We start from the raw sequence: 24,017 nt of genomic DNA on the forward strand, positions 1-24,017 counted from the left end.
AACGAAGCGACGAAGCAATCCAGACTGTCTCCGCGGAAACATCTCTGGATTGCTTCGCTTCGCTCGCAATGACGAGCGTCGATAGACCGAAGCAAACAACAACAAGGGAGACGTCCCATGAGCAACGACATGGTCCTGCAGAAGCTCGAAGGCGGGCTGCTCACCATCACCATGAACCGGCCCGAGCGGAAGAACGCGCTCAACCCGGACATGGTCGCCGGGCTGGTCGTGGCGGCACGGCGCGCGGCGGATGATCCGGAGGTGCGCGCGGTCTTGTTCAAGGGCGCGGGCGGCTCCTTCTGCGTCGGCGGCGACGTCAAGTCGATGGCGGAGGGCCGCGCGCCGCTCCCGTTTGAAGTAAAGATGGCGAACCTGCGCCGCGGCATGGAGGTGTCGCGCATCCTGCACCAGATGCCAAAACCCGTGGTGGCGCAGCTCGATGGCGCGGCGGCCGGCGCGGGTCTGTCGATGGCGCTGTCGTGCGACCTCCGCGTCGCCTCCGAATCCTGCAAGATCACCACCGCCTTCGCAAAAGTCGGCTTCTCCGGCGATTACGGCGGCACCTATTTCCTCACCCAGCTGCTCGGCAGCGCGCGGGCGCGCGAGCTCTATCTGACCTCGCCGGTGCTGACCGCGAAGGAGGCTCATGCGATCGGCATGGTGACCAAGGTCGTGCCTGACGCCGAGATCGACGCGGCCGCGCACGAGCTCGCGCTGTCGCTGGCGCAGGGTCCGTCGATCGCGCTCGGCTTCATCAAGCGCAACATCAACAATGCCGAGCATCTCGCGCTGGAAGATTGCTTCGACGGTGAGGCGATCCACCACACCCGCTGCAGCGATACCGAGGATCACAAGGAGGCCGCAAAGGCGTTTGTCGAGAAGCGCAAGCCGACCTTCAAGGGCGCATGACGATGGCGCCCTATATGCGGTTGCGGCAGATCTGCCTGGTTGCGCCGCAGCTCGCGCCCGTGATCTCTGACATCGCTGATATCATGGGCCTCGCTGTCTGCTATCGCGACGGCAACGTCGCGAAATACGGCCTGGAGAATGCGCTGCTGCCGGTCGACACGATCCTGCTGGAGGTGGTCGCGCCGTTCAAGGACGGCACCACCGCCGGCCGCTTCATCGAGAAGAGCGGCGGGCGCGGCGGCTACATGGCGATCTTCTGCTGCAACGATCCCGACGAGCGCGGTCGTAACGCCAACGCGCTGGGCGTGCGCACCGCCAACGTCATCGACCACGCGCCCTATCATGGCGTGCAGCTGCATCCCCGCGACTGCCGCGCCGCCTTCATCGAGTTCAACCACACCGAAGGCAGCGACGACATTTTGGGGCCTTATCCGCCAGCGGGGCCAGACTGGCATAAATTCATCCGCAAGGACGTGACGCAGGCGTTGACGAGCGTGGAAATACAGAGCCCGGACCCGCAAGGGCTGGCCGAGCATTGGGGCAAGCTCATCGGCGTGGCGCCGAGTGGCGATGTCGAACTGAAGCTGACCAACGCGACCTTCCGGTTCGTGAAGGGCGCCAGCGAAATCATGAGCGCGCTGGAGTTTCAGGTGACAGATGTGGCCCAGGTGCTGCATGCCGCCAAGGCCAAGGGGCTCGCGGTGGCGGGCAATGAGTTTCTGCTGAGCGGCGTGACATTTCGGCTCGCTGCTTGACCACTTGCGCTAGTTCTCGTTGTGTCGTCATGCCCAGGCCTGTCCCGCCTGCGCGGCCGAAGCGGCTTCGGCCGCGCAGGCGAGACAGGCCCGGCCATGACGGGGGTAGCGCCAGACCGACAATTGGAATCTGCACATGCCGCATCCGCTCGACAGCTTCTTTGCACCCGCCAGCATCGCGCTGATCGGTGCTTCGCGCGATCACGAGAAGATTCCGGGGCGCCTGCTGTCGATGTTGCGCAAGAACGAGTATCCCGGAAAAATCTATCCGGTGAACCCGAACTACGCCGAGATCGACGGCCTCATTTGCTACAAATCGATCACCGACATCGGCGCGCCGGTCGATCTCGCAATCATCCTCATCCCCGCCCGCGCGGTGCTCGCCGCGCTCGAACAATGCGCCGCCGCCGGCGTGAAGAACGCTGTTATCATCTCCTCCGGCTTCGCCGAGGAGGGCGGGGAGAGCGCGGCGATGCAGGACGCGATCGCGGCGCTGGCGAGGCGCACCGGCATGCGGATTTCCGGTCCGAATGCCGAAGGCTTTTTCAGCCAGAAGCAGCGCGTGGCGGCGACGTTCAGTCCCGCCGTGGACGTCAAGCCGAGCGTGGTGCCGCTGGTCGCCACGACGAAGCGGATCGGCATCGTGGCGCAGAGCGGCGGCATCGGCTTTGCGTATTATCACCGCGCCAGTGCGCTCGGCATTGCCGTGAGCTATGTCGTCAGTGCCGGCAACGAATCCGATCTCGGGGCCGGCGAGTTTCTGGATTACATGGTGCAGGACGCTTCAACGGACGTGATCCTGCTGTTCATCGAAGGCATTCGCGACGTCGACAAGTTTCTCGCGGCAGCGCGGCGCGCCGCCGAACTGAAAAAGCCTGTCATCGTCACGAAGGTCGGCCGCTCCGGCGCCGGGATGCGCGCGGCCGCCTCGCACACCGCGAGCATGGCCGGATGGTCGGCGGCCTACGACGCGGTGTTCGCCAAATATGGCTTCATCGTCTCCAACGATCTCGACGAGGCGCTGACGATCGCAGCTGTGCTTGCGAGCAATCCGTTGCCGAAAGGCGATCGCGTCGCCGTGGTCACCGTCTCCGGCGGCGCCGGCATCTGGGGCGCCGATGCCGTGGCGCTGCAAGGCTTGCAGGTGCCGGAGCTCTCCGAAAAAGTCCAGGCGGAGATCAGCGCGCTGATGCCGTCCTACGGCACCGCGCGCAACCCGATCGACGTCACGGCGCAGGGCGTGACCTCGGGCGGCTTGCAAAAGAGCGTCGATGTGCTCACCGCGTCGGACGAGATCGACGCAATCCTGATCGTGCTGTCGCTGTCGAGCGACGTCCGGAAGCCCTTCAAGGAAGCCGAGCTGACGCCGGTGCTGGCCGCGCAGCACAAGTCGGTGGTGTTCTATTCCTACACGGTACCGTCCGATTTCGCGAGGCGCGAGCTTGCCAAATCCGGCGTCGTGGTGCTCTCCGGCCTCACTTATGTCGGCGTCGCGATGCGGCAGCTCGTCGATTATGCCACCTTCGAGCTGCAGAGGCCCGCGGACGGGGCGCAAGTCCCCGCGCGGGACATCTCAGCACAGCTGAAATCGCCTGCGCTCTCGGAAGCCGACAGCAAGACATTGCTCCGCGCCGCCGGCATCGCGCTGCCGGATGAAGTGCTGGTGAAGGACAAGGGCGAGCTCGATGATGCCGTCGCCCGCGTCGGCTTTCCGCTGGTGCTGAAGATCCAGTCGCCGGACATCGCGCACAAGAGCGAGGTCGGCGGCGTGCGCGTCAATATCACCACAAAGGGCGAAGCGTTTCTGGCGTTCGAGGCGCTGCTCAACAATGTGCGCCAGCACAGGCCTGAGGCGGCCATTCAGGGCGTGCTGGTCTGCCCGATGGCGAAGCAGGGTGTCGAGATCATCATCGGCACCATGACAGACGCGACGTTCGGGCCGATGGTGATGGTGGGCCTTGGCGGCATCACGACCGAATTGTTCCGCGACGTCGTCTACCGCCCGGCGCCGGTCAGCGCAGAAGAAGCCGGCACGATGCTGGCGCGCTTGAAAGCCGCGCCGCTGCTGACGGGATTTCGCGGGGCGGCGATGGCGGATGTTGCGGCGGTGTCGCAGTTGATCGCGGACATTTCCGTGCTTGCCGCGCAACATGCAGAGGAGATCGCGGAGATCGAGCTCAACCCGGTGCTGGTGCACGCGGAAGGGCAGGGCGTGACGATCGTGGACGCGCTGGTGGTGGGGCGGAGATCATCCCTCTCCCCTTGTGGGAGAGGGTGGCTCGCCGCGAAGCGGCGAGACGGGTGAGGGGTCTCTCTCCACAAGCGCAAGAGAATGGCTTGCGGAGACAACCCCTCATCCGGCGCTTCGCGCCACCTTCTCCCATAAGGGGAGAAGGAAGAAAGGACCTACCGCCCCCTGAAATTCGCGACCCGCCGCTCTTCCGTGGCCTTCACGCCTTCCTTGAAGTCTTCCGTGGCGCGCAGTCGGGTCTGCTCCTCGAGCTCGTGATTGGTCGCGGCCATCACGCGATCGGCGAGGCCAGCGCGCATCGTGGCGCGGGTGGAGACGAGGCCGAGCGGGGAGCATTCGGCGATTTCACCGGCGAGCTTCAGTGCGGCCGCCTTGACCTGGTCCTGCGGCACCAGCTCGTTGGCGAGGCCCCATTTGAAGGCCTCTTCACCGGTGACGCGGCGGCTGGTGTAGAACATCAGCTCGGCGTTGTTCTTTCCGATCAGCTCGGGCAGCGTCACAGTCAGGCCGAAGCCGGGATGAAAGCCGAGCTTTGTAAAGTTCGCGGAGAAGCGCGCTTCGGGGCAGGTGACCCGGAAGTCCGCCGAGACCGCGAGGCCCAGTCCGCCGCCGATGGCGGCGCCCTGCACGGCCGCGACGATCGGCTTCTTGGCGCGGAAGATGCGCACGGCCTGGATGTAGAGATGATTGATCGCCCCGAGGCTGTCGGCCGGATCGCCCTTGGCCGTCTTATCGGCTTCGCGCGCCTCTTGCGCCTGTCGTGCCGGGTCCTGGAAATTGGCGCCGGCGCAAAACGCCTTGCCCTGGGCCGATAGCACCGAGGCGCGAATCTCGATGTCGCGATCGAACTCGTCGAGTGCGTCCGCGATCTGGTTGATCAGCGAAATGTCGAAGAAGTTGAGCGGCGGGCGGCGGATCTCGATGGTGCCGACGTGACCAACTGTTTCGACGCCGATATCTTTATAGGTGCTCATGATGTCCTCGAATGATTAGCGCAAGCCAAGCCCGCGGGCGATGATGCCGCGCAGCACCTCGGTGGTGCCGCCCTGGATGGTGAGTTTCGGTGCGGTCTTGATGGCGAAGTCGAGCTGCCGCTCCAGCGTCTCGCGGTTGGTCGCGGTCTCCTCGACGAAGGCGGCGAGATCGCGCACGCGGTGCGGCAGCTGCTGCTCCCACACCGTGCCGATGTCCTTGACGATGGAGGCTTCGACGACGGGCTCCTTGCCGGCTTGCAGCATGCCCGCGACCGAGACCGACATGCGCCGCATGGTGTGGAGCTGCGCCACCAGCCGGCCGATCCCTTCGGCACTGCGCGTATCCGGATTGGGACCAACGGCGCGAACCAGCTCGGTCAGCACGTAATAGGTCTCCAGAAAGCGCTCGGGGCCCGAACGCTCGTAGGCAAGCTCGCTCGTCGCCTGCTTCCAGGCGCCGTCGACTTCGCCGAGCACGTGATCGTCGGGCACGAAGAAGTCGGTGAACACGACCTCGTTGAACTCGTACTGGCCGGTGATCTGGCCGATCGGGTTCACCTGGATGCCCGGCTGCTTCATCTTGACCAGAAACTGGGTCAGGCCGTGACGTCGGTTTTCCTTGGTCGGCTGCGACGTCCGGAAGATCGCGATCATGTAGTCGGCGATATGCGCCGACGAGGTCCAGATCTTGGTGCCATTGATGAGATAGCCGCCGTCGGTCTTGGTCGCGCGGGTCTTCGCGGCAAACAGGTCCGAGCCGGAGTTCGGTTCGCTCATGCCGATCGCGAAGCAGATCTCGCCGCGGCAGATGCGCGGCAGGATGTCCATCTTGATGTGCTCTGGGGCGTATTTCAGCAGCACCGGCCCGCTCTGGCGATCGGCGACGAAGAAGCGCCGCGTCGGCGCGTTGGCGACGCGCATCTCCTCCGTCACCACGTAACGTTCGAGGAACGAGCGCTCCTGTCCGCCATATTTTTTCGGCCATGTCATGCCGAGCCAACCCTTGGCGCCGACCCGGCGGGAGAATTCCGGCGCGTCGGTGTCTTCGCGGTTGGGCTTGTGCGGATCGAAGGTACCGGCGGCGATTTCCTCCGCGAGGAAGGCGCGTACTTCCTTGCGCAATTGCTCGCATTTCTCGGGCAGGCGGATCGGATCGAAACGGAGGGCAGCGGTCATTGTTGTCTCGTCCCTGATCAGCGCGAAGCCACGAGCGGCCACAATTCGTCGGCGCCGCGGTTGGCAATGAGCTTGCCGAGCTCGACGGCCCAGTGGCTTTCCGAACCGAAATCGTCGCGCCAGGCAAGCGCCCGCAGCGAATAGCGGTGCAGGATGTGCTCCAGGGTGAAGCCGATCGCGCCATGGACCTGGTGCGCAATGGCGCCGCCCTTTTCCGCAGCTTCCGCGCAGCGGATCTTTGCGGAGGCGGCTTCGAGATAGACCGCGTCATCGAACGACTTTGCGTTGGCGATGGCGTCGGCCGCGGAAGTCGCAGCCGCAAGCGCAGCAGCCGACTCGCCGGCGAGGCGGGCGAGATTGTGCTGCACCGCCTGGAATTTGGAGATTTTCTTCTCGAAGGCGACGCGCTCGTTGGAATAGCGCACGGAGATGTCGAGCATCGATTCCAGCGCGCCCGCGATCTGAAGGCTACGCGCGACGCCGCCCATCAGCATCATTGTGGTCTGGTCAAAGCCGCTCGGGGCGGGCTTGATGGTGACGGGCTGGACCTTGTCGAGCGTGACGGTGTCGCTGTGGTCGTAGCCGACATTGAGTCCGGTCTCGATCCGACCCTTGCTCGCATCGACCAGCGCGACCGAGACGCCGTCCTTGCCGTGGGCCAGCAGTGCGAAGTGCTTTGCCGCCTTTGCGAAGGGCACGCCGCGGGCGCGGCCGGAGAGCGCACCATCGGCATCGCGGGTGATGCGATCCTTGGGCGACGCCGGCAGCACCGTCATCTCCCCCTCCGGGGAAGCGATCTTCGCCTGCGCCAGCAGCCAGCCGGCCAGCATGGTCTCGGCCAGGGGAACCGCGACTGCGAAACGGCCGGCCGCGTTCAGCAGCGCAAAGCCGTCGGCCAGACTCGCGCCGGAGCCGCCGAGATCGTCGGGCACCCAGGCCAGCGGCAGGCCGGCCTCGCTCAGCGCCTGCCACAGCGGCGCCTGCCACGAATCCTTCTTGTCGTTGTTGACGGTCTGCGGATCGGCGAGATCGGCGAAGATTTTCTCCGCGGTCTCGACGACGATATTGTCACTCTCCGCCACAGCGTTCCCCGTGTTTTGCCATTGGCGCATCCGGCCCCAGTGGGGCGGGCGCGCAGGTTCTTCTTGCGCCCGATGATCCAAAAAAGCCATGGCCCTGACAAGCGCTGATCGCAGGTCAACCTGCGGCGCGGGCATGGGCGATGAGCTAATTCCGCTTAGCGGAGTTTGCTCGATTTGCAGGGCGCGGCAAACTCGCTAAACAGAACGTCGATACTCAATCAAGGGGAAGGAAATCCGGATGGCAAAGGACAGTTTGTGCGCAATCGTGACGGGGTCCGCCTCCGGCCTGGGTGCTGCGACCGCGGAAATTCTCGCACGGAGCGGGGCGCGGCTCGTCATCAACTATTCCTCGAGCCAGAAGGAAGCGGAGGCGACCGCGGAGCATTGCCGCAAGGCGGGCTCACCGGAAGTTCTGGTCGCGCAGGGCGACGTCTCGAAGGATGACGATTGCCGCAAGATCGTCGCGGCAGCTGGCGGCTGGGGCCGGCTCGACGTGCTCGTCAACAATGCCGGCACCACCAAGCATGTCGTCCATGCCGATCTCGACGGATTGTCGGCGGAAGATTTCCAGCGCCTGTACGGCGTCAACACCATCGGCCCGTTCCAGATGGTGCGCGCGGCGCGCAGCCTGCTCGAGGCCGGCGCCAAAGCTTCTGGGCGGCCGTCCGCCGTGGTCAACATCTCCTCGGTCGCCGGCATCAGCGGCGTCGGATCGTCGATCGCATACGCCGCGAGCAAGGGCGCACTCAACACCATGACGCTGTCGCTGTCGCGCGCGCTGGCGCCGCTGATCCGCGTCAACACGGTATGCCCGGGCTATATCGATACACCCTGGTTCACCAAGGGCCGCGGCGAGGCGGGCGCCAAGCAGGTGCGCGACAGCGTCGTGGCGAAGGTGCCGCTGAAGGTCGCGTCATCGGCGGAAGACATCGCGCAGCTCGTCTGTTTCCTGGCGATGCCGGCCTCCAGCAACATGACCGGCGAAGTCGTGCGCATGGATGCGGGGATGCATTTGGTGACGTGATCGCGCGGCACATTCTCTCCACGTCGTCGCCGGGCTCGACCCGGCCTCCGCTCTCTCCACGTCATGGCCGGGCTTGACCCGGCCATCCACGTGTCGCCGCGCGGATCAAAAAACGTGGATGCCCGGGTCAAGCCCGGGCATGACGATGAGGTGGCGGTGTGCCGCTTTCGGCGTTTTGAAGCGTCACCCCTTGATCACGCCGCTCGCCACCAGCCGGTGCCAGATGAACAGCACCACCACGGCGCCGATGGTGGCCATGATGAATCCCGCGCCCTGGTCGGGACCGTAATGACCGATGGCCTGGCCGATGAAAGTCGCGAGAAACGCGCCGGCGATGCCGAGGATGGTGGTGAGGATGAAGCCGCTCGGATTGTTCGGTCCCGGCGCCAGCCAACGCGCGATGAGGCCGGCGACGAAGCCGACGACGATGATCCACAACAAGCCACCCATGCTCATGTCCGTGCTCCCCTCGTTTGACTAAACCAATCAGACTCTGCCCGCGATCTCTTGCTCGGTCGGCAGCCGTCCGTCCGGCGTCAGATGGTCGACCACCTGCGGCAGATATTGGCTGAGGCCCGAGAGCAACTCGTCACGCGACAGGCCGCTTTGGGCGGACAGGCTCTCGATCTGGTCGGCGCCGAGCGCATTGGCGAGATCGCCTGGAGCGATCGCCTTGTTCTCGCCCTTGCCGACCCAGGTATTGGCAGTATCGCCATGACCGCTCTGCTGAAGCTGGTTGAGGAGATCGCCGAGCCCGCCGCTGAGCACGCTGCCGGCCGCGCCGCCCGCGAGCAGGCCGCCAAGGCCGCCCTTCAACAGGTCGCCGAGGCCACCGCCAGCGCCCGCATTCACCGGCGGGGGGAGATGCGTCGGCGTCGGTGCGGGGGACGGCTGGGGCGCGCTGCCGCTCTGGTTGCCGCTCATATGCTTGAATGCCTTCCAGGCGAGAAGGCCAAGGAGCGCCATGGTCATCGGCGACATGCCGCCGCTGGATGAGGATTGTGAACTCGGCGTGCTTGGCCCGCGCGGGCCGTTCTGCATGCCGTTGAGGACGTCGAGCAAACCCATGGCGTTCTCCCTTGGCGCTTTGTTGCCGGTAACAAGCCCCGTTCGAAAACATATGAGGCCGTCATGACGGTTACAAGGCGATTGCGCCGCAACTCCGGGAATGGGCAGCAGACACAGCCTCTGCTATCGAGGGCGGATCGTTGAGGGGGCAAGCCAAGATGATGACGGATCGACCGATCGTGGTGGCCGGCGCGGGCGCCATCGGATGTTTTGTCGGCGGCACCCTGGCGGCTGCCGGTCGCCGCGTCGCGTTCCTGGTGCGACCGCGGGTGAAGGCCGAGATCGAGCGGTTCGGTCTGCTTCTGACCGATTTCGACGGCTCCGAGAAGAAGCTCGATCCGGGCCAACTCGCGCTATCGGAAGATCCCGCGATCTTGCACAGCGCCGGCATCGTGCTGGTCACGGTGAAGAGCGCCGACACGGCCGCTGTCGCCGAGCACATCGCGCAGCATGCGCCGCAGGACGCTGTCATCGTCTCGCTGCAAAACGGCGTCGGCAATGTTGCGGTGCTGCGCGAGCGCCTCGGCGACCGCCGCGTGCTCGCCGGCATGGTGCCTTTCAACGTGGTCGGGATGGGCGAGGGCCGCTTCCACCGCTCGACCTCCGGCGACATTCATGTTGGCCAGGATGATACGAACACGGCCGCAGCGCTGTCGGTGCCGGGGCTCACGATGCGCGCGAGCCGCGACATCACCGGCGTGCAATGGGGCAAGCTGATCATCAATTTGAACAACGCGCTCAGCGCCTTGTCCGATATGCCGCTCGCTGCGCAATTGGCGAACCGCGAATGGCGAAGGCTGTTCGCCGATCAGATGGTGGAGGGGCTGGCTGCGATGAGGGCCGCTGGCATCACACCGGTGTCGGCGACGCCGATCCCGTCGTCCTGGACGCCCGCCTTGCTGAGACTGCCTGATCCGATTTTCGACCTGATCCTGGGAAGGACCATGAAGATCGATCCCGAGGCGCGTTCCTCGATGTGGCAGGATTTGAAGCAGGGCCGCAAGACCGAGATCGACTATCTCCAGGGCGCGATCATCGCCCTCGCCGAACAGAACAGTGTCGACGTGCCGCTGTCGCGCCGCATTGTTGCGCTGATCAACGAGGCTGAGGCCGCGGGCAAGGGTCCGCCGCGGCTGACGCCGCAGCAGGTTCGCGGCGCTGCATGAGTTCACGCCGGCTGACGGGAGACGTGCGATGAAACGTTGTTTGACGATCGGGGTCGTGCTCGCCGCCTTATGTGCAGCTTCCACGTTTGCTCAGGCAAGGCCGCCGACCGTCACGAATTCGCCCGGCTATGACGCGCGCCTGAAGGAGAGTCGTTCGCAGTTGGGTAGTTCACCGACAACAACGGCGCCGGTGAATGCGCCGGTTGCTCAACCGATGCGCAGCAAGAAGAAGCACACGAACTGAGGCTAGGAGACGGATCCCCGCCCAGTTCGTCATTGCGAGCGTAGCGAAGCAATCCAGACTGCCTCCGCGGAGAGATGCTGGATTGCTTCGCTGCGCTCGCAATGACGGCGGCGCAGCTCAGCCCTTCTTCGCGGGCTTGCTCGGCGTCGGGCTGAACAGCTTCTTGATGTCGTTCAAACCATCCGACAGCCGCGGCCATTCGCAGGAGAACGAGCCCTTGGTGCAGGGTGCGCCCTTCGGCCGCGGCCGCGCGTCGCCGATGGCGGCCTGCTGGACTTTCGGCCGCTCGACCGGAACGGGCACGCGCTCGACCTCGGTTCGCAAGGCGACTCGCTGGAGCTGCTGCACCTGTTGTTCCTGCTGCTCGCGCTGCTGACGCGCGGTGGCCTGCGCGGCTTCATTGCTGCGGCGCTGATTGGCGAGATAGGCGGTGTAGGATTCGTCGATCTTCTTCTGCTCCTCCGGCGTCGGATTGGGCCCGGCGATGTCGAAGCTGCGGTCCTGGAGGAAATCGTAATAGGAATAGCCGCCGCCCGCCTTGCGCCGGCCGGCGAATTTGGCGTTGCAGTCGGCAAGCGCAGCCGTCTTCTCGGATTTGGTCGTAGCTTTCTCGGCGGCGTCGGCGCAGGCCTCGAAGTCAACAGGCGCGCGCTTCCACCATTGTGCCTGGGCATGCGACGGCGCCAGCAGGAAAAATCCTGCTGCGGCAACGACAAGCGCCGCACGACGCGATGCAACTACGTCCGACATTCTACGAGAGCATTCCTTGCAAAACTCAACCCGAACTGAGTCGGGCTGATTTTTGCCCCTTTATGGCCTGCTTGTCACCCATGGAACCCGGGAATTTCATGGCTGTGATGCTGACATTTTTTGCTTGACGTGGCGCAGGAGTCACAGCGTCACTTCATCCTGCGCTCGCCTCATCGGCGACGCCAAGAATACGAAGTGGAAACGCCTGATGCTGCTGCCCCTGTCCGATGTGCCGCGCTGGTACGCCGAACGCAAACCGCAAGGCACGATCGCCGTCCGTCACGGGCAGGATACGCTGACATGGGACGCGCTCGAACGCGGCGCCAACCGGCGCGCGCGGGCGTTCATGGCCAAGGGTGTCAAGCCCGGCGACTTTGTCGCGATCGGTTTGCCCAACTGCAATGCGTTTTTCGAGACCTCGTTTGCAGTGTGGAAATGCGGAGCGACGCCGACCTCGTTGTCATGGCGGCTGCCGCGCGGCGAAGCCGCCGCGGTGCTCGACATCCTGAAGCCGGCGCTGGTGGTCGGCGGCGAAGCCGACTGGAACGCGCCGAACCGTCTGCCCGCGGATTTCGTGCCGGAAGGGTTTTCGGACGAGCCGCTCACCGCACCGGTGGCGCGCTATTGGAAAGCCATGACCAGCGGCGGATCGACCGGCCGCCCGAAGGTGATCCTCGATCACCAGCCGGCGGTGACCGACACGGTCGCCACGCCGCCGCTCAACATCCCCTTCGGGGTCTCGCTGCTCAATCCCGGTCCGCTCTACCACAATGCGCCGTTCATCGTGTCGCACCAGGCGCTGTTCACCGGCGGCCAGCTCACCGGCCTCGTCAAGTTCGACGCCGAGGAGGCGCTGCGGCAAATCGCGCGCGAGCGCGTGCAATGGGTCAATTTCGTGCCGACCATGATGCACCGGATCTGGGCGCTGCCGGAGCACGTGCGCAACGCCTACGATGTGTCGAGCCTGCAAACCGTCTTTCACATGGCCGCTCCGATGCCACCCTGGCTGAAGGAGAACTGGATCGCCTGGCTCGGGCCTGAGCGGATCTGGGAGCTCTATGGCGGCACCGAGCGACAGGGCTCCTGCATCATCTCCGGCAAGGAATGGCTGACGCACCAGGGCTCGGTCGGCAAGATCGGCGAGACGGCGCGCTTGCGCATCATCGGCGAGGACGGCAACGACGTTGCGCCGGGTGAGACCGGCGAGATCTACTTCCTCAACAATGACGGCAATGACGCCACCTATCACTATCTCGGCGCCGAGCCGAAGCGCCGCGCCGACGGCTGGGAATCGCTGGGCGATATCGGCAGGCTGGATGCGGAAGGCTACCTTTATCTCGGTGACCGCCTCGCCGACATGGTGCTGCGCGGCGGCGCCAACATCTATCCCGCCGAGGTCGAAGCTGCCGTCTCCGCCTGTCCGGGCGTGCGCTCCTGCGTGGTGGTGGGATTGCCCGATCCGGAATTGGGCCAGCGCGTGCACGCCATCATCGAGCCGGAGAGCGATGCGGACGGCCAAGCCATCGCCGACGGAATGGCGGATTTCCTCAAAGACAGGCTCAGCCGCTACAAGCACCCGGAGAGCTTCGAGATCGTCACCGTCCCACCACGCGACGATTCCGGTAAAGTTCGCCGCACGCTGTTGCGCGACGAGCGCGCAGCGTGGATGAAGGAGGGGCGCGCGTTCCGGATTTGGCCGGCGAAGGCGCGGGCGGACGCCGATTAAGAGAATTCATGGGAAGGACCGAGATTATGACCATCACCATCGCCGCGAACGCTGTGCCGAAGCCGCCGGCCGCGATCATCGAGGGCTTTCGCGGTGCGCCGACCCCGGTCATTTCGGACAATCTCGGCCGGCTGCCGGGCGCCGTGGGGCTCAAACCCTATCATCGCGGTGCCAAGCTGGTGGGCACGGCCTTCACGGTCCGCACCCGTCCCGGTGACAATCTCGCCATCCACCGCGCGCTCGAGCTGGTGGGCCCCGGCGACGTCATCGTGGTCGATGGCGGCGGCGACGAGACCCGCGCGCTGGTCGGTGAGATCATGAAGAACATCGCGCAATGGCGCAAAGCCGAAGGCTACGTCATCGACGGCGCGATCCGCGACGTCGCGGCGTTCGCTGCCGATGACTTTCCCTGCTATGCCCGCGCGGTGATCCACCGCGGCCCTTACAAGAACGGCCCCGGCGAGATCAACGTGCCTGTTTCGATCGGCGGCAACGTGATCTCGCCCGGCGACATCGTCGTCGGAGACGAGGACGGCGTGGTGTCGTTTGCCGCCGCCGGTGCCGCGGCGCTGCTCGACGCCGTGCGAGCCCAGGTCGCGCGCGAGGAGGAGACGCTGAAGGCGATCCGCGAGGGCCGTTATCAAGGCTCGTATGGCAAATCCTGATCAGCGAGAAGGAAGAGGAGGGCGGCGTGAGCCAGCAGGACGAATTCCACAATCTCGACGATAACGGCGACGGGTTGTTTCGCGAGCTCGCGGCAGGGGTGACCACGCGCATCTTCTCCGGCGAGCAGGCGATGCTGTCGGTGGTGACGCTGGCGCCGCATGCGCAAGGCACGCTGCACCATCATCCCGAGGAGCAGTGGGGCGTGCTGCTCGACGGCTCCGCCATCCGCGTCCAGGGTGATGAGGAGATTGCCGTGAAGAAAGGCGACTTCTGGCGCACGCCGGGTAATGTGCCGCACACCATGCGCGCCGGCCCCGACGGCGCCCGCGTGCTGGACATCTTCAGTCCGCCGCGGCCAGAATACAGAAAAGCGGGATCCGGTTTCGGGACCACTTAAAGCGCCAAAGAGCAAAAGCCGGGCGCGAGAAAACAGGGGAGGGATACCATGACGATCACACGACGGACGCTGCTGGCAGCGCCGGCTATTCTCGCGATGACGCCGGCGTTGGCGCAGGCTTCAAAAATCACACTGGTGGTGCCGTTTCCGCCGGGCGGATCCACCGATGCGATGGCGCGGCTGCTCCAGAGCCATCTGCAAACCAAGCTCAACCGCATCGTCATTGTCGAGAACAAGTCGGGCGCGGCAGGCGCGCTCGGCGCGGCGCAGGTCGCCAAGAGCCCGCCTGACGGCTCGACGTTCCTGGTCACCTTCGATTCCCACGCGGTGATCCCCTCCATCCTCGACAAGCCGCCCGTCGATGTCGAGCGCGAGCTAATGCCGGTGTTGCTGGTCGGCACCGCGCCTTACGTGATCGCTGCCGGTGCAGGCCGCCCCTACAAGAGCTTTGCCGACGTGGTGGCGGCCTGCAAGGCGATGCCCGGCGCGGTGAAATACGCCTCCGTCGGCATCGGCACGCTCGGCCATCTCGCCATGACCGTGCTCGGCAACAAGGCCGGCGTCGAGATCATGCACGTGCCCTATCGCGGCGGAGGCCCCGCAATGAACGACGTGCTCGGCGGCCATGTCGATCTGATCGCGGGATCGGCGGCGCTGGTCGCAGCCCAGCTCGGCACCAACATGCTGCGTCCGATCCTGCAGCTCGGCCGCGAGCGGCTGCCCGGCCTGCCGGATACGCCGACCGCGATCGAGGCAGGCTTCCCGGATTTCGAGACGCTGGCCTGGTGGGGCATCTTCGCGCCCACCGGCACGCCGCCGGACATCGTCGCAGGCCTCGCGACGGCGTCCAAGGAGATCCTGAGCGAGCCCGCCACCGCCGCCCAGCTCAAGGAAACGCAGCAGATGACGCTGCTGCTCGAGGACGCTCCCGCCTTCAAGACCTTCTTCGACAAGCAGGTCGCCATTTGGGGCAAGGTGGTCAAGGACAACAATATCCGGGCATGAGATGACCGGCAGCCCTCCGCATTGAGCAACGCGGAGGGCTTCCGATCCCCCTTCCGCTTTGATATGAAGCCCCGGTAACCCGCTCTGCGGGTTCCGCGGTCCCGTAGCTCAGCCGGATAGAGCGACGGTTTCCTAAACCGTAGGTCGGAAGTTCGAGTCTTCCCGGGATCGCCAGTTTTTCAGTGAGCAATCGTCGCGTTTGCCACGCTCGTCGGCGCAAAAATTGCTAGAAGCGCGAAGCTTCCTTCCTGGCCCGGGCTGACTGCCGCCCCGCCTCGCTGCCATATCCGGAGACGACAATGCCTTTTGACTTGATCCTGCGCGGCGGCCGTGTGGTCGACCCGTCCCAGAAGCTCGATGCTGTGACGGATGTCGCCTTTTCCGGCGGCAAGGTCGCGGCGATCGGCAGTGGGCTCAAGGCCGATCCGGGCACGGACGTGCGCGACGTCTCGCAGTTCATCGTGACCCCGGGGCTGATCGATCTCCACACCCATGTCTATTGGGGCGGCACGTCGCTCGGCATCGACGCCGAGGAGTTCTGCCGTCTCTCCGGCGTCACCACCGCGGTCGATACCGGCAGTGCAGGGCCGGGCAATTTCGCGGGCTTCCGCAAGCACGTGATCGAGCCGAGCCAGGTCCGCATTCTCGCTTATCTGCATGTCTCGCATGCCGGCATTTTCGGCTTCTCGCACCGGATCATGGTCGGCGAGAGCGAGGAGCTGCGGCTGATGAATCCGATCGAGGCGGCCAAGGTGGCCGACGCCAACCGCGATCTCATCGTCGGCATCAAGGTGCGCGTGGGGCTGCATTCCTCGGGCACGTCGGGCGTCGTGCCGCTCGACATCGCGCTCGAGGTCGCGAACGAGGTCGGCATGCCCCTGATGGCGCATATCGATCATCCGCCGCCGAGCTACGAGGAGGTGCTGGCGCGCCTGCGCCCCGGCGACGTGCTCACCCATGCGTTCCGTCCCTTCCCCAACACGCCTGCGACCGCGCAGGGCACGGTGAAGCGGGCGGTGCTCGACGCCCGCGAGCGCGGCGTGCTGTTCGACATCGGCCACGGCAAGGGCTCGTTCGCATTCAAGACCGCGCGTGCGATGCTCGCCAACGGCTTCTATCCCGACACCATCTCGTCCGACATTCATCAGCTCTGCATCGACGGCCCGGCCTTCGATCAGGTGACGACCCTGTCGAAATTCCTGTGCATGGGCATGCCGCTGTCCGACGTCATCGCAACCTCGACCGTCAACGCCGCGATGGCGCTGCGGCGCCCCGAGCTCGGCAGCCTCAAGCCGGGCAGCGTCGGCGACGCCACGCTGATCTCGGTGAGGGAAGGCCAGTTCGACTATGAGGACGTCGTCGGCGAGCACCTGATCGGCGACCGCAAGATCGTCTCCGAAGGCGTCGTGATCGGCGGCCGGTGGTGGCATCCGAATTGAGCGGCAGGCCGTTCACGCCGGCTTGATTACAACGACCTCGCGATCAACAGCTTCATGATCTCGTTCGTCCCGCCATAGATCTTCTGGATGCGGGAATCGATGAAGATGCGCGAGATCGGATATTCCTGCATATAGCCGTAGCCGCCGAACAGCTGCAGGCATTCGTCGGCGGTCTCGACCTGCTTCTCCGAGCACCAATATTTCGCCATCGACGCCGTGACGGTGTCGAGGTCCTTTGCGACCAGCCGCTCGATGCACCAGTCGACGAAGACGCGCGCGATCATCGCTTCGGTCTTGCGCTCGGCGAGCTTGAAGGCGGTGTTCTGGAAATCCATCAGCGGCTTGCCGAAGGCCTTGCGCTCCTTGGTGTAGTCGACGGTGAGTTTTATCGCGCGCTCCATAGCCGCGACCGCGCCGACCGCGAGCGCGAGGCGCTCCTGCGGCAATTGCTGCATCAGCTGCACGAAGCCCTGGCCTTCCTCGCCGCCGAGCAAATTGTCCGGCGGCACCGCGACGTTGTCGAAGAACAGCTCAGACGTGTCGGAGGCATGCAGGCCGATCTTGTCGAGGTTGCGCCCGCGCTTGTATCCATCCGCGCCTGAGGTTTCGACCACGATCAGCGAAATGCCCTTGGCGCCGACATCGCCGGTGCGCGCAACCACGATGACGAGGTCGGCAGCCTGGCCGTTGGTGATGAAGGTCTTCTGTCCGTTGATGACGTAGGAATTGCCCTGCTTCCTGGCGGTGGTCTTGACGGCCTGCAAATCCGAGCCGGTGCCGGGCTCGGTCATGGCGATGGCGCCGACCATCTCGCCTGAAGCCATCTTCGGCAGCCAGCGCTTCTTCTGCTCCTCCGAGCCGTAATTGAGGATGTAGTGCGCGACGATGGCGCTGTGCACGGAGACGCCGGTCGTCAGCTCCGGCACCGTGCTTTCGAGGTCGTCGAGCACGGCGGCATCATAGGCGAAGGTGGCGCCCAGGCCGCCATATTCCTCCGGCACGCTTGCCAGCAGCGCGCCCATCTCGCCGAGCCCGCGCCAGGCAAAGCGGTCGACCATCTTCTGCTCGCGCCATTTTTCGGCATGCGGGGCCAGATCCTTGGCAAGATACTTCCGGAACTGGTCGCGGAAGATTTCGAGCTCTTCGGTCATCCAGGAGGAGCGGTAGGACATGGTCACCTCGGTCAATGCGGCTTGCCGGCCTGGTTAGGCCAGCCTTTGGCGGCAATTATTGTGTTTTCAGGCTGTGCCGGTGACGCTACCAAGGCGGCCGGAGCAGCGTCTATCGGGATGGTTGATTGTGGCTGTCAAAATTCAAACCGTCAAAACCAAAGAGCTCAAGCTCGACATCGCGCGCATCGGCACGGTCTCCGCGATCCTGACGCAGCCGGACAAGGCGCGCGCCTGTTACGTCCTGGCGCATGGTGCCGGTGCAGGGATGCGGCATGCATCGATGGACAAGATTGCGGAGGGGCTCGCTGCTCGCGACATCGCGACCTTCCGCTTCAATTTTCCTTACATGGAAAACAAGCAGGGCCGTCCCGACCAGCCTGCGGTCGCCCACGCCACGATCCGCGTGGCAGTCGAGGAAGCCGCGCGGCTCTGCCCTGGTGTGATGCTCGTTGCGGGTGGAAAATCCTTCGGCGGGCGCATGACCTCGCAGGCGCAGTCCAAGGCTCCGCTGCCTGATGTCAAAGGGCTCGCCTTCCTCGGTTTTCCCCTGCACGCCGACAAGAAGCCGTCGACGGAGCGCGCCGAGCATCTCGCCCATGTCGAGATCCCGATGCTGTTCCTGCAAGGCACCCGCGACGGGCTCGCCGATCTCGGCCTCCTCAAGCCGGTCATCGCCGCTCTTGCCCCGAAGGCGACGCTGCATGAGATCGAAGGCGGCGATCACTCCTTCGCGGTGCTGAAAAAGTCCGGCCGCACCAATGAAGAGGCGCTGACAGAGGTGCTTGATACGCTCGCGGCCTGGATCGACAAACTCGCCTGAAATCTCACGCCGAATATAGCCCCTTGTCGCGCGCCTTCTGAATCGCGAGCGCGGCGATCAAGTCGAGCGTCGGCGTCGACAGGCCCGCGGTGCGCGCGAAGGCTTGGGGCGCCTTTACCAGGACGTCGATCTCCATGGCGCGGCCGAGCTCGTAATCCTGCAGCAGCGACGGCTTGTGGTTGGGGGCGGGGCCGCTGCGTGATACGCGCTTGACCTCGGGGATAAAATGCTGAGCGATCTCGTTGGCCTCGTTCAGCATCCGCGGAATGACATCCGCAAAGGCGGGGTCATCGCGCACGCCGCGCGCGGTCTGGCCGGTGAGCAGGCACAGCACCGACAACGACATGTTGGTCAGCAGCTTTGACCAGATCGCCTCGCGGATCTCGGCGACCGGCGGCGATTCCAGCCGTGCGTCGCTGAAGACACCGCGGAGCGTCGTGATGCGCTCGCAATTGCGGTCGTCGCATTCGCCGATCAGCAGGCGGTTGCGGTCCGGCGTCAGGTTCTGCACCACGCCGGGCGCGATCACCTCGTTGGAGGAGAAGACTACGCCGCCGACGATCCGCTCTTTCGGAATGCAGGCGCGCAGGCGTCCGCCCGGGTCGAGGAAGGAAATGTCCGGCGGGGTCGGGTGCCGCGGCGGCAGGCCGATCCGGTACCACCAGGGAATGCCGTTCTGCGCGAACACGATCGCGGTGTCGTCCTGCAGTAGTGGCTTGAGACTGGAGACCAGCCCGGTCAACGCGGTTGCCTTCAAGGTGCTGATCACGACGTCCTGGGGGCCGAGCTGGGCCGAATCGCCGGAGGCGTTCACCTTGGCGGAGACCTCGGAATCGCCGACGCGCAGCTTGAGGCCGTTGGCCCGGACCGCTTCCAGGTGCGCGCCCCGCATCACGCACGAGACCTCGTGGCCGGCGCGGGCCAACCGAACTGCAAGATGGCTGCCGACGGCGCCCGCGCCGAAAATGCAGATGCGCATGTGATGTCCGTCCCTGATCCCTTGATGCCGCCCCGCGGCAGCATGACACAAGCCGCCATGCGATGGACGCGGCTGCCCTACGCTCGAAAGATATGGATCAGGGCGCGGAGCCTCGGTCATAGTGCGCGCCAAACAAACGAGCGGAGGAACACCGATGACCGACAGCCCCGTCCTGTGGACCCTGGATGGGCGTGGGGTTGCGACCGTCACGTTGAACCGGCCGGAGGTTAACAATGCCTATGACGGCGCGTTGATCGCAGGCGTGCTCGCGGCCATGGACGATCTCGGCAGCAAGCCCAACCTTCGCGTCGTCGTGCTCAAGGGCAATGGCAAGCATTTCCAGGCTGGCGCCGACCTCAAATGGATCAACGGCGTGCGGCCGCAATCGAGCGAGGCGAACGAGGCGGCGTCGCGGGCGACGTTCGAGGCCGTGCAGCGGCTCAACACGCTGGCTATCCCGACGGTCGCGCTGGTGCAGGGCGGCTGCTTTGGCGGCGGCACCGGCGTGATCGCGGCCTGCGACGTCGTGATCGCGGCGGACAACGCGCTGTTCTCGATCACCGAAGTGCGCTGGGGCCTGACCGCGGCCATCATCATCCCGCAGCTCTGCGATGCCATTGGTGTACGGCAAGTCCGCCGCTACGCGCTGACAGGTGAACGTTTCGGCGCCGAGGACGCCCGTCGTATCGGCCTCGTCCACGAGGTGGTGCCGCTCGCCGATCTCGACGCCGCCGGCGCGAAGGTGGTCGAGCAGTTGCTTGCCAACGGATCGGAGGCGATGGCCGAGACCAAGCGGCTGGCGCTGGAAAGTTCGTTCGGCGGCATGGCGGTGGACGATGCCGCCTACAAGCGGCTCGTGCATCTGCATTCGCTGAAGCGACAGAGCGCGGAAGCCGCGGAGGGGCTGGCGTCGTTCGCGGAAAAGCGCGCCGCGAATTGGGCAGGTGCTAAAAGCTGAACGCGAGTAGCCCGGATTACGCTTCGCTCCATCCGGGCTACGGGCTTTTACAGCGACGTGGCGAGTGACCTTTTCAGCAAAGTGAGCAGCGCCTGTACCGCGGCGGCATTGCGCCGCCGTTCAGGGATCGCAGCCTTCACCCACAATTCCGGAATCGGAAACTCGCGCAGCACCGGCTTGAGCGCGCCGTCGCGCAAGGCGCTCGCGACGAGATAGTCCGATATCAACACAATGCCGTTGCCGGCGATGGCGCTGCGCGCCAGCACTTGGCCCTCGTTGCAGGACAGCAGCGGGCTGACCTGGACGCTGATGCGGCCGCGCGGCCCGTCAAAGATCCATTCGGGGCCGGTCGGTAGAAAGCTGAGGCAGCGATGATCGACCAGATCACGCGGATGTTTTGGCGTGCCGTGTTTCTTCAAATAGGCAGGCGAGGCGCAGAGCAGCCGCTTCAGCGGGCACAAGGGTTCGTCGACGACACCGCCAAAGGAATGCGGGAAGGCGCCGATGGCGATGTCAAAGCCTTCGGTGACGGGATCGACCGGACGGTCGAACAGCACGATCTCGAGCTTGAGCCGCGGGTTCTGGGTCTGGAAGGCGGTGAAGACGTCCGCAAGCCGCGCGACCGTCAGCGAGGTCGGGGCCTTGATGCGCAGATGATCGACGAGATCGTGGCCCTTCTCGCCCATGCGCGACAGCAGATCGGCGGCGTCGGTGACGACGCCGCGGGCGCGATGCACGTAGCGCTGGCCGGCCTCGGTCAGCCGCAATTGCCGGGTCGAGCGATGAAACAGTGGCGTGCCGATCCGCGCCTCCAGCTGCGTGACGCGCTTGGCGACCACCGACGTCGAGACGCCGAGTTTTCGCGCGGCCGCGGAGAAGCCGGTGGCGTCGGCGGTCGCGAGGAACGCCTGAAGGTTTACCAGGATGTCCATCTTCGGCCTTTCGCGATTCGAGAAAGGTGATCGCCTATTTTGGCGGATTGTAGCTCGATCCGGGTTAATTCATAGTCCGGCCCAAGCAAAGGATTTCAGGGACAGGACGCGCCATGCAGGCCATGACGATCGAAGAACCGGCGCGCCAGGTGCCGCTTTACGGCGAATATGAAGTCGTCGTCCTCGGCGGCGGTCCGGCCGGCATCGTGGCGGCGGCCTCAAGCGCACGCGCGGGACGGAAGACGCTGCTGATCGAGCGGTACGGCTTCCTTGGCGGCATGGGCACCGCCGCAGGCGTCACCAATTTCTGCGGCCTGCACGGCAATGTCCACGGCGAGGCCCACCGGCTGGTGCAGGGCATGGCGTCGGAGTTGCTGGCGCGGATCGATCGCTTGAACGGCCTCAACGCGCCGCATCTGATTCTCGGCAAGGTCTTCGCCCAGGCCTACGACACCGCCGCCTACAAGATCGCGGCCGACCAACTGCTCGCCAGTCACAAGGTGCACATCCTTTTCCACGCGCTTGGTGCCGGTGTGGTGATGGGCGATAACCGCCGCATCGATGCGCTGATGGTCGAGACCAAGGCCGGCCGGCAGGCGGTGCGATCGGAGATCTTCATCGATTGCTCCGGCGACGGCGATCTCGCGGTTTGGGCCGGCGCGCCGTTCGAATTCGGCGACGAGCACGGTCATCCGATGTATCCCTCGATGATGCTCCGTCTCAACAACATCGACCCGGAGAGGGCAGGCGAAGCCTGGCGGACCATTCCGCAATTGATGGAGCAGGCCACCGCCGCCGGCACCCACACATTCCCGCGCAAGAGCGCGATCGTGCGGCCGCAGAAGTCCGGCATCGAATGGCGGGTGAATTTTACGCAAGTGGCGCGCGAGGACGGCCATGCCATCAACGGCATCGAGCCTGATGATCTCACCCGCGGCGAGATCGAGGGCCGCAAGCAGGCGCTGGCTGCGTTCGAATTCCTGCGCACCGTGCCGGGCTTTGAAAAATCCTACATCGTCGACCTGCCGCCGCAGCTCGGCATCCGCGAAACCCGCCGCATCACGGGCGGCTATCAGCTCAGCGGCGAGGACGTGCTCGGCTGCGCTTCGTTCGAGGATTCCATCGGGGTCAATGGCTGGCCGATCGAGGCCCATGTCCCCGGCGACGTCGTCTTCACCTTCCCGCCGATCCCGGAATCGCGCGGCTATAACGAGCTGCCTTACCGCATGCTGGTGCCCGAAGGCGTCGATAATCTGCTGGTCGCCGGCCGCTGCGCCTCGATGACCCATGAGGGCCAATCGGCGGCCCGGGTCTCGGGTGCCTGTTTCGTGATGGGGGAGGCGGCCGGTTCCGCGGCAGCGCTGGCGCTCTCCGGAAACCGGATCCCGCGTGACATCCCCGTTGAAAAGCTGCAGGAAACGTTGAAACAACAGGGCGCCTTTATCGGACGGGACCAGCCCGTGCCTGAAGGCCTGTAACCGACTGCAAGATATCGACGGCGGAGGAAACGAAATGATCGGGATTGTGCGGCTCGCGCTAGCTGGCCTGATGGCGATCACAGCGATGGGCACGGCCCGAGCCGAGGGCGCGCTGAAGGCCAGGATCGGCGTGCTCAGGCTATCCTCCTCCGCGCCGGTGTTCATCGCGCAGGACAAGGGCTATTTCCGCGAGGCCGGCCTCGACGTCGAGCTGAAATTCTTTGATGCGGCGCAGCCGATCGCGGTGGCGACGACCTCGGGCGACATCGATTTCGGCGTCACCGCCTTCACCGCAGGTCTTTACAATCTCGCCGGCAAGGGCGTGCTCAAGGTGATCGGCGGCATGAGCCGCGAGAAGGCCGGCTATCCCCTGATCGGCTATTTCGCCAGCAACAACGCCTATGCGAGCGGCCTGAAGACGCCGAAGGACCTCGCGGGCAAGCGCGTGGCGATGACGCAGGTTGGCTCCTCCTTTCACTATTCGCTCGGCCTGCTTGCCGACAAATACGGTTTCAAGCTCGCCGACGTGAAGATTGTGCCGCTGCAATCGCTGTCGAATGCGGCGGCCGCGCTGAAGGGCGAGACCGTGGATGCAGCGCTGCTGCCGATCTCCACCGCGCGAAAGCTGATGGACGACGGTGGTGCGAAGTTTCTCGGCTGGGTCGGCGACGAGACACCCTGGCAATTGGGCGCGGTGTTCGCCTCACCGAAGACGCTGACCAACAAGGTGCTGGTGACGAAGCTGCTCGGCGCCTTGGCAAAGGCCGACCGCGAATATCACGACGTCATCCTCGCCGCGATGAAGGACGGTGTCGCGCCGATCAATGACAAGACAAAGCCGCTGCTGGAGATCATCGCCAAATATACGAACCTCCCGGTCGAGCAGGTGGTCGGCAACTGCGCCTATATCGATCCCGACGGCAAGCTGGATGTGAAGAACGTCGACAACCAGATCAAATGGCTCCAGGAGCAGGGTTTTGCCGACAAGGGCTTCGACGCGAATGCGATCATCGCCAAGGAATTCGTGAAGGCGGATTGAGAGTAGA

24 protein-coding genes and 1 tRNA gene are annotated in these 24,017 nt (G+C 65.1%); 16 read left to right on the forward strand and 9 right to left on the reverse strand.

The window, feature by feature from the left end; translation table 11 throughout:
- Nucleotides 1-117 precede the first annotated feature (117 nt).
- From IVB19_RS02000 to IVB19_RS02010, 3 genes are all read left to right on the forward strand, one after another.
- The gene (locus tag IVB19_RS02000) at nt 118-909 is read left to right on the forward strand and encodes an enoyl-CoA hydratase (protein ID WP_247360837.1); all 792 of its coding nucleotides are present in this window, start codon (nt 118-120) and stop codon (nt 907-909) included.
- Nucleotides 910-911: 2 nt separating this feature from the next.
- Nucleotides 912-1,664: a VOC family protein gene (locus tag IVB19_RS02005; protein ID WP_247364519.1), complete on the forward strand. Its 753-nt coding sequence runs from the start codon at nt 912-914 to the stop codon at nt 1,662-1,664.
- 136 nt (nt 1,665-1,800) lie between these two features.
- The gene (locus tag IVB19_RS02010) at nt 1,801-3,969 is read left to right on the forward strand and encodes an acetate--CoA ligase family protein (protein WP_247820924.1); all 2,169 of its coding nucleotides are present in this window, start codon (nt 1,801-1,803) and stop codon (nt 3,967-3,969) included.
- 101 nt (nt 3,970-4,070) lie between these two features.
- Here IVB19_RS02010 and IVB19_RS02015 read toward each other — a convergent pair whose 3' ends face one another.
- Genes IVB19_RS02015 through IVB19_RS02025 form a run of 3 tightly spaced genes read right to left on the reverse strand, consistent with a single transcriptional unit; the run spans nt 4,071 to nt 7,147 of the window.
- Nucleotides 4,071-4,889, reverse strand: coding sequence for an enoyl-CoA hydratase/isomerase family protein (locus IVB19_RS02015; protein ID WP_204512777.1), 819 nt, complete (start codon nt 4,887-4,889; stop codon nt 4,071-4,073).
- 15 nt (nt 4,890-4,904) lie between these two features.
- Nucleotides 4,905-6,065 (reverse strand): acyl-CoA dehydrogenase family protein, encoded by a 1,161-nt coding sequence (locus IVB19_RS02020; protein WP_085351673.1) that lies wholly within the window; start codon nt 6,063-6,065, stop codon nt 4,905-4,907.
- Nucleotides 6,066-6,082: 17 nt separating this feature from the next.
- Nucleotides 6,083-7,147: an acyl-CoA dehydrogenase family protein gene (locus IVB19_RS02025; protein WP_247820925.1), complete on the reverse strand. Its 1,065-nt coding sequence runs from the start codon at nt 7,145-7,147 to the stop codon at nt 6,083-6,085.
- Nucleotides 7,148-7,385: 238 nt separating this feature from the next.
- Here IVB19_RS02025 and IVB19_RS02030 point away from each other — a divergent pair, with 238 nt between their 5' ends.
- Nucleotides 7,386-8,171 (forward strand): SDR family NAD(P)-dependent oxidoreductase, encoded by a 786-nt coding sequence (locus IVB19_RS02030; protein WP_085358831.1) that lies wholly within the window; start codon nt 7,386-7,388, stop codon nt 8,169-8,171.
- Nucleotides 8,172-8,354: 183 nt separating this feature from the next.
- On the opposite strand, the gene IVB19_RS02035 is transcribed toward IVB19_RS02030, so the two are convergent.
- Together IVB19_RS02035 and IVB19_RS02040 are read right to left on the reverse strand one after the other, a co-directional pair.
- Nucleotides 8,355-8,627, reverse strand: coding sequence for a GlsB/YeaQ/YmgE family stress response membrane protein (locus IVB19_RS02035; protein ID WP_085384090.1), 273 nt, complete (start codon nt 8,625-8,627; stop codon nt 8,355-8,357).
- 30 nt (nt 8,628-8,657) lie between these two features.
- Nucleotides 8,658-9,239: a YidB family protein gene (locus IVB19_RS02040; RefSeq protein ID WP_204512775.1), complete on the reverse strand. Its 582-nt coding sequence runs from the start codon at nt 9,237-9,239 to the stop codon at nt 8,658-8,660.
- Nucleotides 9,240-9,397: 158 nt separating this feature from the next.
- Here IVB19_RS02040 and IVB19_RS02045 point away from each other — a divergent pair, with 158 nt between their 5' ends.
- Nucleotides 9,398-10,405: a 2-dehydropantoate 2-reductase gene (locus IVB19_RS02045; protein WP_085351619.1), complete on the forward strand. Its 1,008-nt coding sequence runs from the start codon at nt 9,398-9,400 to the stop codon at nt 10,403-10,405.
- Between the two features lie 28 nt (nt 10,406-10,433).
- On the forward strand, nt 10,434-10,649 hold the full coding sequence (locus IVB19_RS02050; protein ID WP_247820926.1) for a hypothetical protein: 216 nt from the start codon (nt 10,434-10,436) through the stop codon (nt 10,647-10,649).
- Between the two features lie 117 nt (nt 10,650-10,766).
- Here IVB19_RS02050 and IVB19_RS02055 read toward each other — a convergent pair whose 3' ends face one another.
- On the reverse strand, nt 10,767-11,399 hold the full coding sequence (locus tag IVB19_RS02055) for a hypothetical protein (RefSeq protein ID WP_247820927.1): 633 nt from the start codon (nt 11,397-11,399) through the stop codon (nt 10,767-10,769).
- 208 nt (nt 11,400-11,607) lie between these two features.
- Here IVB19_RS02055 and IVB19_RS02060 point away from each other — a divergent pair, with 208 nt between their 5' ends.
- From IVB19_RS02060 to IVB19_RS02085, 6 genes are all read left to right on the forward strand, one after another.
- Nucleotides 11,608-13,125: an AMP-binding protein gene (locus IVB19_RS02060; protein ID WP_085358823.1), complete on the forward strand. Its 1,518-nt coding sequence runs from the start codon at nt 11,608-11,610 to the stop codon at nt 13,123-13,125.
- Nucleotides 13,126-13,151: 26 nt separating this feature from the next.
- Nucleotides 13,152-13,790: an RraA family protein gene (locus IVB19_RS02065; RefSeq protein WP_085384087.1), complete on the forward strand. Its 639-nt coding sequence runs from the start codon at nt 13,152-13,154 to the stop codon at nt 13,788-13,790.
- Between the two features lie 26 nt (nt 13,791-13,816).
- Nucleotides 13,817-14,188: a cupin domain-containing protein gene (locus IVB19_RS02070; protein WP_018452976.1), complete on the forward strand. Its 372-nt coding sequence runs from the start codon at nt 13,817-13,819 to the stop codon at nt 14,186-14,188.
- Between the two features lie 48 nt (nt 14,189-14,236).
- A complete protein-coding gene (locus IVB19_RS02075; protein WP_247820928.1) occupies nt 14,237-15,193 on the forward strand; it encodes a tripartite tricarboxylate transporter substrate-binding protein in 957 nt (318 codons plus the stop codon).
- A 97-nt stretch (nt 15,194-15,290) separates the two neighbouring features.
- Nucleotides 15,291-15,367, forward strand: a tRNA-Arg gene (locus IVB19_RS02080).
- A gap of 125 nt (nt 15,368-15,492) precedes the next feature.
- The gene (locus IVB19_RS02085) at nt 15,493-16,632 is read left to right on the forward strand and encodes an amidohydrolase/deacetylase family metallohydrolase (RefSeq protein ID WP_085351614.1); all 1,140 of its coding nucleotides are present in this window, start codon (nt 15,493-15,495) and stop codon (nt 16,630-16,632) included.
- Nucleotides 16,633-16,658: 26 nt separating this feature from the next.
- On the opposite strand, the gene IVB19_RS02090 is transcribed toward IVB19_RS02085, so the two are convergent.
- On the reverse strand, nt 16,659-17,804 hold the full coding sequence (locus tag IVB19_RS02090) for an acyl-CoA dehydrogenase family protein (protein ID WP_018452979.1): 1,146 nt from the start codon (nt 17,802-17,804) through the stop codon (nt 16,659-16,661).
- A gap of 121 nt (nt 17,805-17,925) precedes the next feature.
- On the opposite strand from IVB19_RS02090, the gene IVB19_RS02095 reads away from it, so the two are divergent.
- Complete coding sequence (locus tag IVB19_RS02095) at nt 17,926-18,624, forward strand: alpha/beta hydrolase family protein (protein WP_247820929.1); 699 nt, start codon at nt 17,926-17,928, stop codon at nt 18,622-18,624.
- 4 nt (nt 18,625-18,628) lie between these two features.
- On the opposite strand, the gene IVB19_RS02100 is transcribed toward IVB19_RS02095, so the two are convergent.
- Nucleotides 18,629-19,603, reverse strand: a complete 975-nt coding sequence (locus tag IVB19_RS02100) for a ketopantoate reductase family protein (RefSeq protein WP_085351612.1) — start codon at nt 19,601-19,603, stop codon at nt 18,629-18,631.
- Between the two features lie 154 nt (nt 19,604-19,757).
- Between IVB19_RS02100 and IVB19_RS02105 the strand changes: the two genes are divergently transcribed.
- Entirely contained in the window at nt 19,758-20,561 is an 804-nt protein-coding gene (locus IVB19_RS02105; protein WP_247820930.1) for an enoyl-CoA hydratase-related protein, read from the forward strand.
- A 47-nt stretch (nt 20,562-20,608) separates the two neighbouring features.
- Here the strand turns inward: IVB19_RS02105 and IVB19_RS02110 are convergent, their stop codons facing one another.
- Entirely contained in the window at nt 20,609-21,493 is an 885-nt protein-coding gene (locus IVB19_RS02110; RefSeq protein ID WP_204512773.1) for a LysR family transcriptional regulator, read from the reverse strand.
- A 113-nt stretch (nt 21,494-21,606) separates the two neighbouring features.
- Here IVB19_RS02110 and IVB19_RS02115 point away from each other — a divergent pair, with 113 nt between their 5' ends.
- Together IVB19_RS02115 and IVB19_RS02120 are read left to right on the forward strand one after the other, a co-directional pair.
- Nucleotides 21,607-22,971, forward strand: a complete 1,365-nt coding sequence (locus IVB19_RS02115) for an FAD-dependent oxidoreductase (RefSeq protein WP_204512772.1) — start codon at nt 21,607-21,609, stop codon at nt 22,969-22,971.
- Between the two features lie 34 nt (nt 22,972-23,005).
- A complete protein-coding gene (locus IVB19_RS02120; protein WP_085351609.1) occupies nt 23,006-24,010 on the forward strand; it encodes an ABC transporter substrate-binding protein in 1,005 nt (334 codons plus the stop codon).
- Nucleotides 24,011-24,017: the final 7 nt, after the last annotated feature.

Source organism: Bradyrhizobium sp. 187 (assembly GCF_023101005.1).
Taxonomy (GTDB): domain Bacteria; phylum Pseudomonadota; class Alphaproteobacteria; order Rhizobiales; family Xanthobacteraceae; genus Bradyrhizobium; species Bradyrhizobium canariense_D.

What these genes read in the sequence shown, in the direction of transcription:
- IVB19_RS02120 (WP_085351609.1), top strand. Translation starts at nt 23,006, where the DNA reads ATGATCGGGATTGTGCGGCTCGCGCTAGCTGGCCTGATGGCGATCACA.
- IVB19_RS02055 (WP_247820927.1), bottom strand. Translation starts at nt 11,399, where the DNA reads ATGTCGGACGTAGTTGCATCGCGTCGTGCGGCGCTTGTCGTTGCCGCA.
- IVB19_RS02020 (WP_085351673.1), bottom strand. Translation starts at nt 6,065, where the DNA reads ATGACCGCTGCCCTCCGTTTCGATCCGATCCGCCTGCCCGAGAAATGC.
- IVB19_RS02090 (WP_018452979.1), bottom strand. Translation starts at nt 17,804, where the DNA reads ATGTCCTACCGCTCCTCCTGGATGACCGAAGAGCTCGAAATCTTCCGC.
- IVB19_RS02040 (WP_204512775.1), bottom strand. Translation starts at nt 9,239, where the DNA reads ATGGGTTTGCTCGACGTCCTCAACGGCATGCAGAACGGCCCGCGCGGG.
- IVB19_RS02075 (WP_247820928.1), top strand. Translation starts at nt 14,237, where the DNA reads ATGACGATCACACGACGGACGCTGCTGGCAGCGCCGGCTATTCTCGCG.
- IVB19_RS02035 (WP_085384090.1), bottom strand. Translation starts at nt 8,627, where the DNA reads ATGAGCATGGGTGGCTTGTTGTGGATCATCGTCGTCGGCTTCGTCGCC.
- IVB19_RS02010 (WP_247820924.1), top strand. Translation starts at nt 1,801, where the DNA reads ATGCCGCATCCGCTCGACAGCTTCTTTGCACCCGCCAGCATCGCGCTG.
- IVB19_RS02050 (WP_247820926.1), top strand. Translation starts at nt 10,434, where the DNA reads ATGAAACGTTGTTTGACGATCGGGGTCGTGCTCGCCGCCTTATGTGCA.
- IVB19_RS02100 (WP_085351612.1), bottom strand. Translation starts at nt 19,603, where the DNA reads ATGCGCATCTGCATTTTCGGCGCGGGCGCCGTCGGCAGCCATCTTGCA.
- IVB19_RS02115 (WP_204512772.1), top strand. Translation starts at nt 21,607, where the DNA reads ATGCAGGCCATGACGATCGAAGAACCGGCGCGCCAGGTGCCGCTTTAC.
- IVB19_RS02110 (WP_204512773.1), bottom strand. Translation starts at nt 21,493, where the DNA reads ATGGACATCCTGGTAAACCTTCAGGCGTTCCTCGCGACCGCCGACGCC.
- IVB19_RS02085 (WP_085351614.1), top strand. Translation starts at nt 15,493, where the DNA reads ATGCCTTTTGACTTGATCCTGCGCGGCGGCCGTGTGGTCGACCCGTCC.
- IVB19_RS02045 (WP_085351619.1), top strand. Translation starts at nt 9,398, where the DNA reads ATGATGACGGATCGACCGATCGTGGTGGCCGGCGCGGGCGCCATCGGA.
- IVB19_RS02060 (WP_085358823.1), top strand. Translation starts at nt 11,608, where the DNA reads ATGCTGCTGCCCCTGTCCGATGTGCCGCGCTGGTACGCCGAACGCAAA.
- IVB19_RS02000 (WP_247360837.1), top strand. Translation starts at nt 118, where the DNA reads ATGAGCAACGACATGGTCCTGCAGAAGCTCGAAGGCGGGCTGCTCACC.
- IVB19_RS02015 (WP_204512777.1), bottom strand. Translation starts at nt 4,889, where the DNA reads ATGAGCACCTATAAAGATATCGGCGTCGAAACAGTTGGTCACGTCGGC.
- IVB19_RS02065 (WP_085384087.1), top strand. Translation starts at nt 13,152, where the DNA reads ATGACCATCACCATCGCCGCGAACGCTGTGCCGAAGCCGCCGGCCGCG.
- IVB19_RS02105 (WP_247820930.1), top strand. Translation starts at nt 19,758, where the DNA reads ATGACCGACAGCCCCGTCCTGTGGACCCTGGATGGGCGTGGGGTTGCG.
- IVB19_RS02005 (WP_247364519.1), top strand. Translation starts at nt 912, where the DNA reads ATGGCGCCCTATATGCGGTTGCGGCAGATCTGCCTGGTTGCGCCGCAG.
- IVB19_RS02030 (WP_085358831.1), top strand. Translation starts at nt 7,386, where the DNA reads ATGGCAAAGGACAGTTTGTGCGCAATCGTGACGGGGTCCGCCTCCGGC.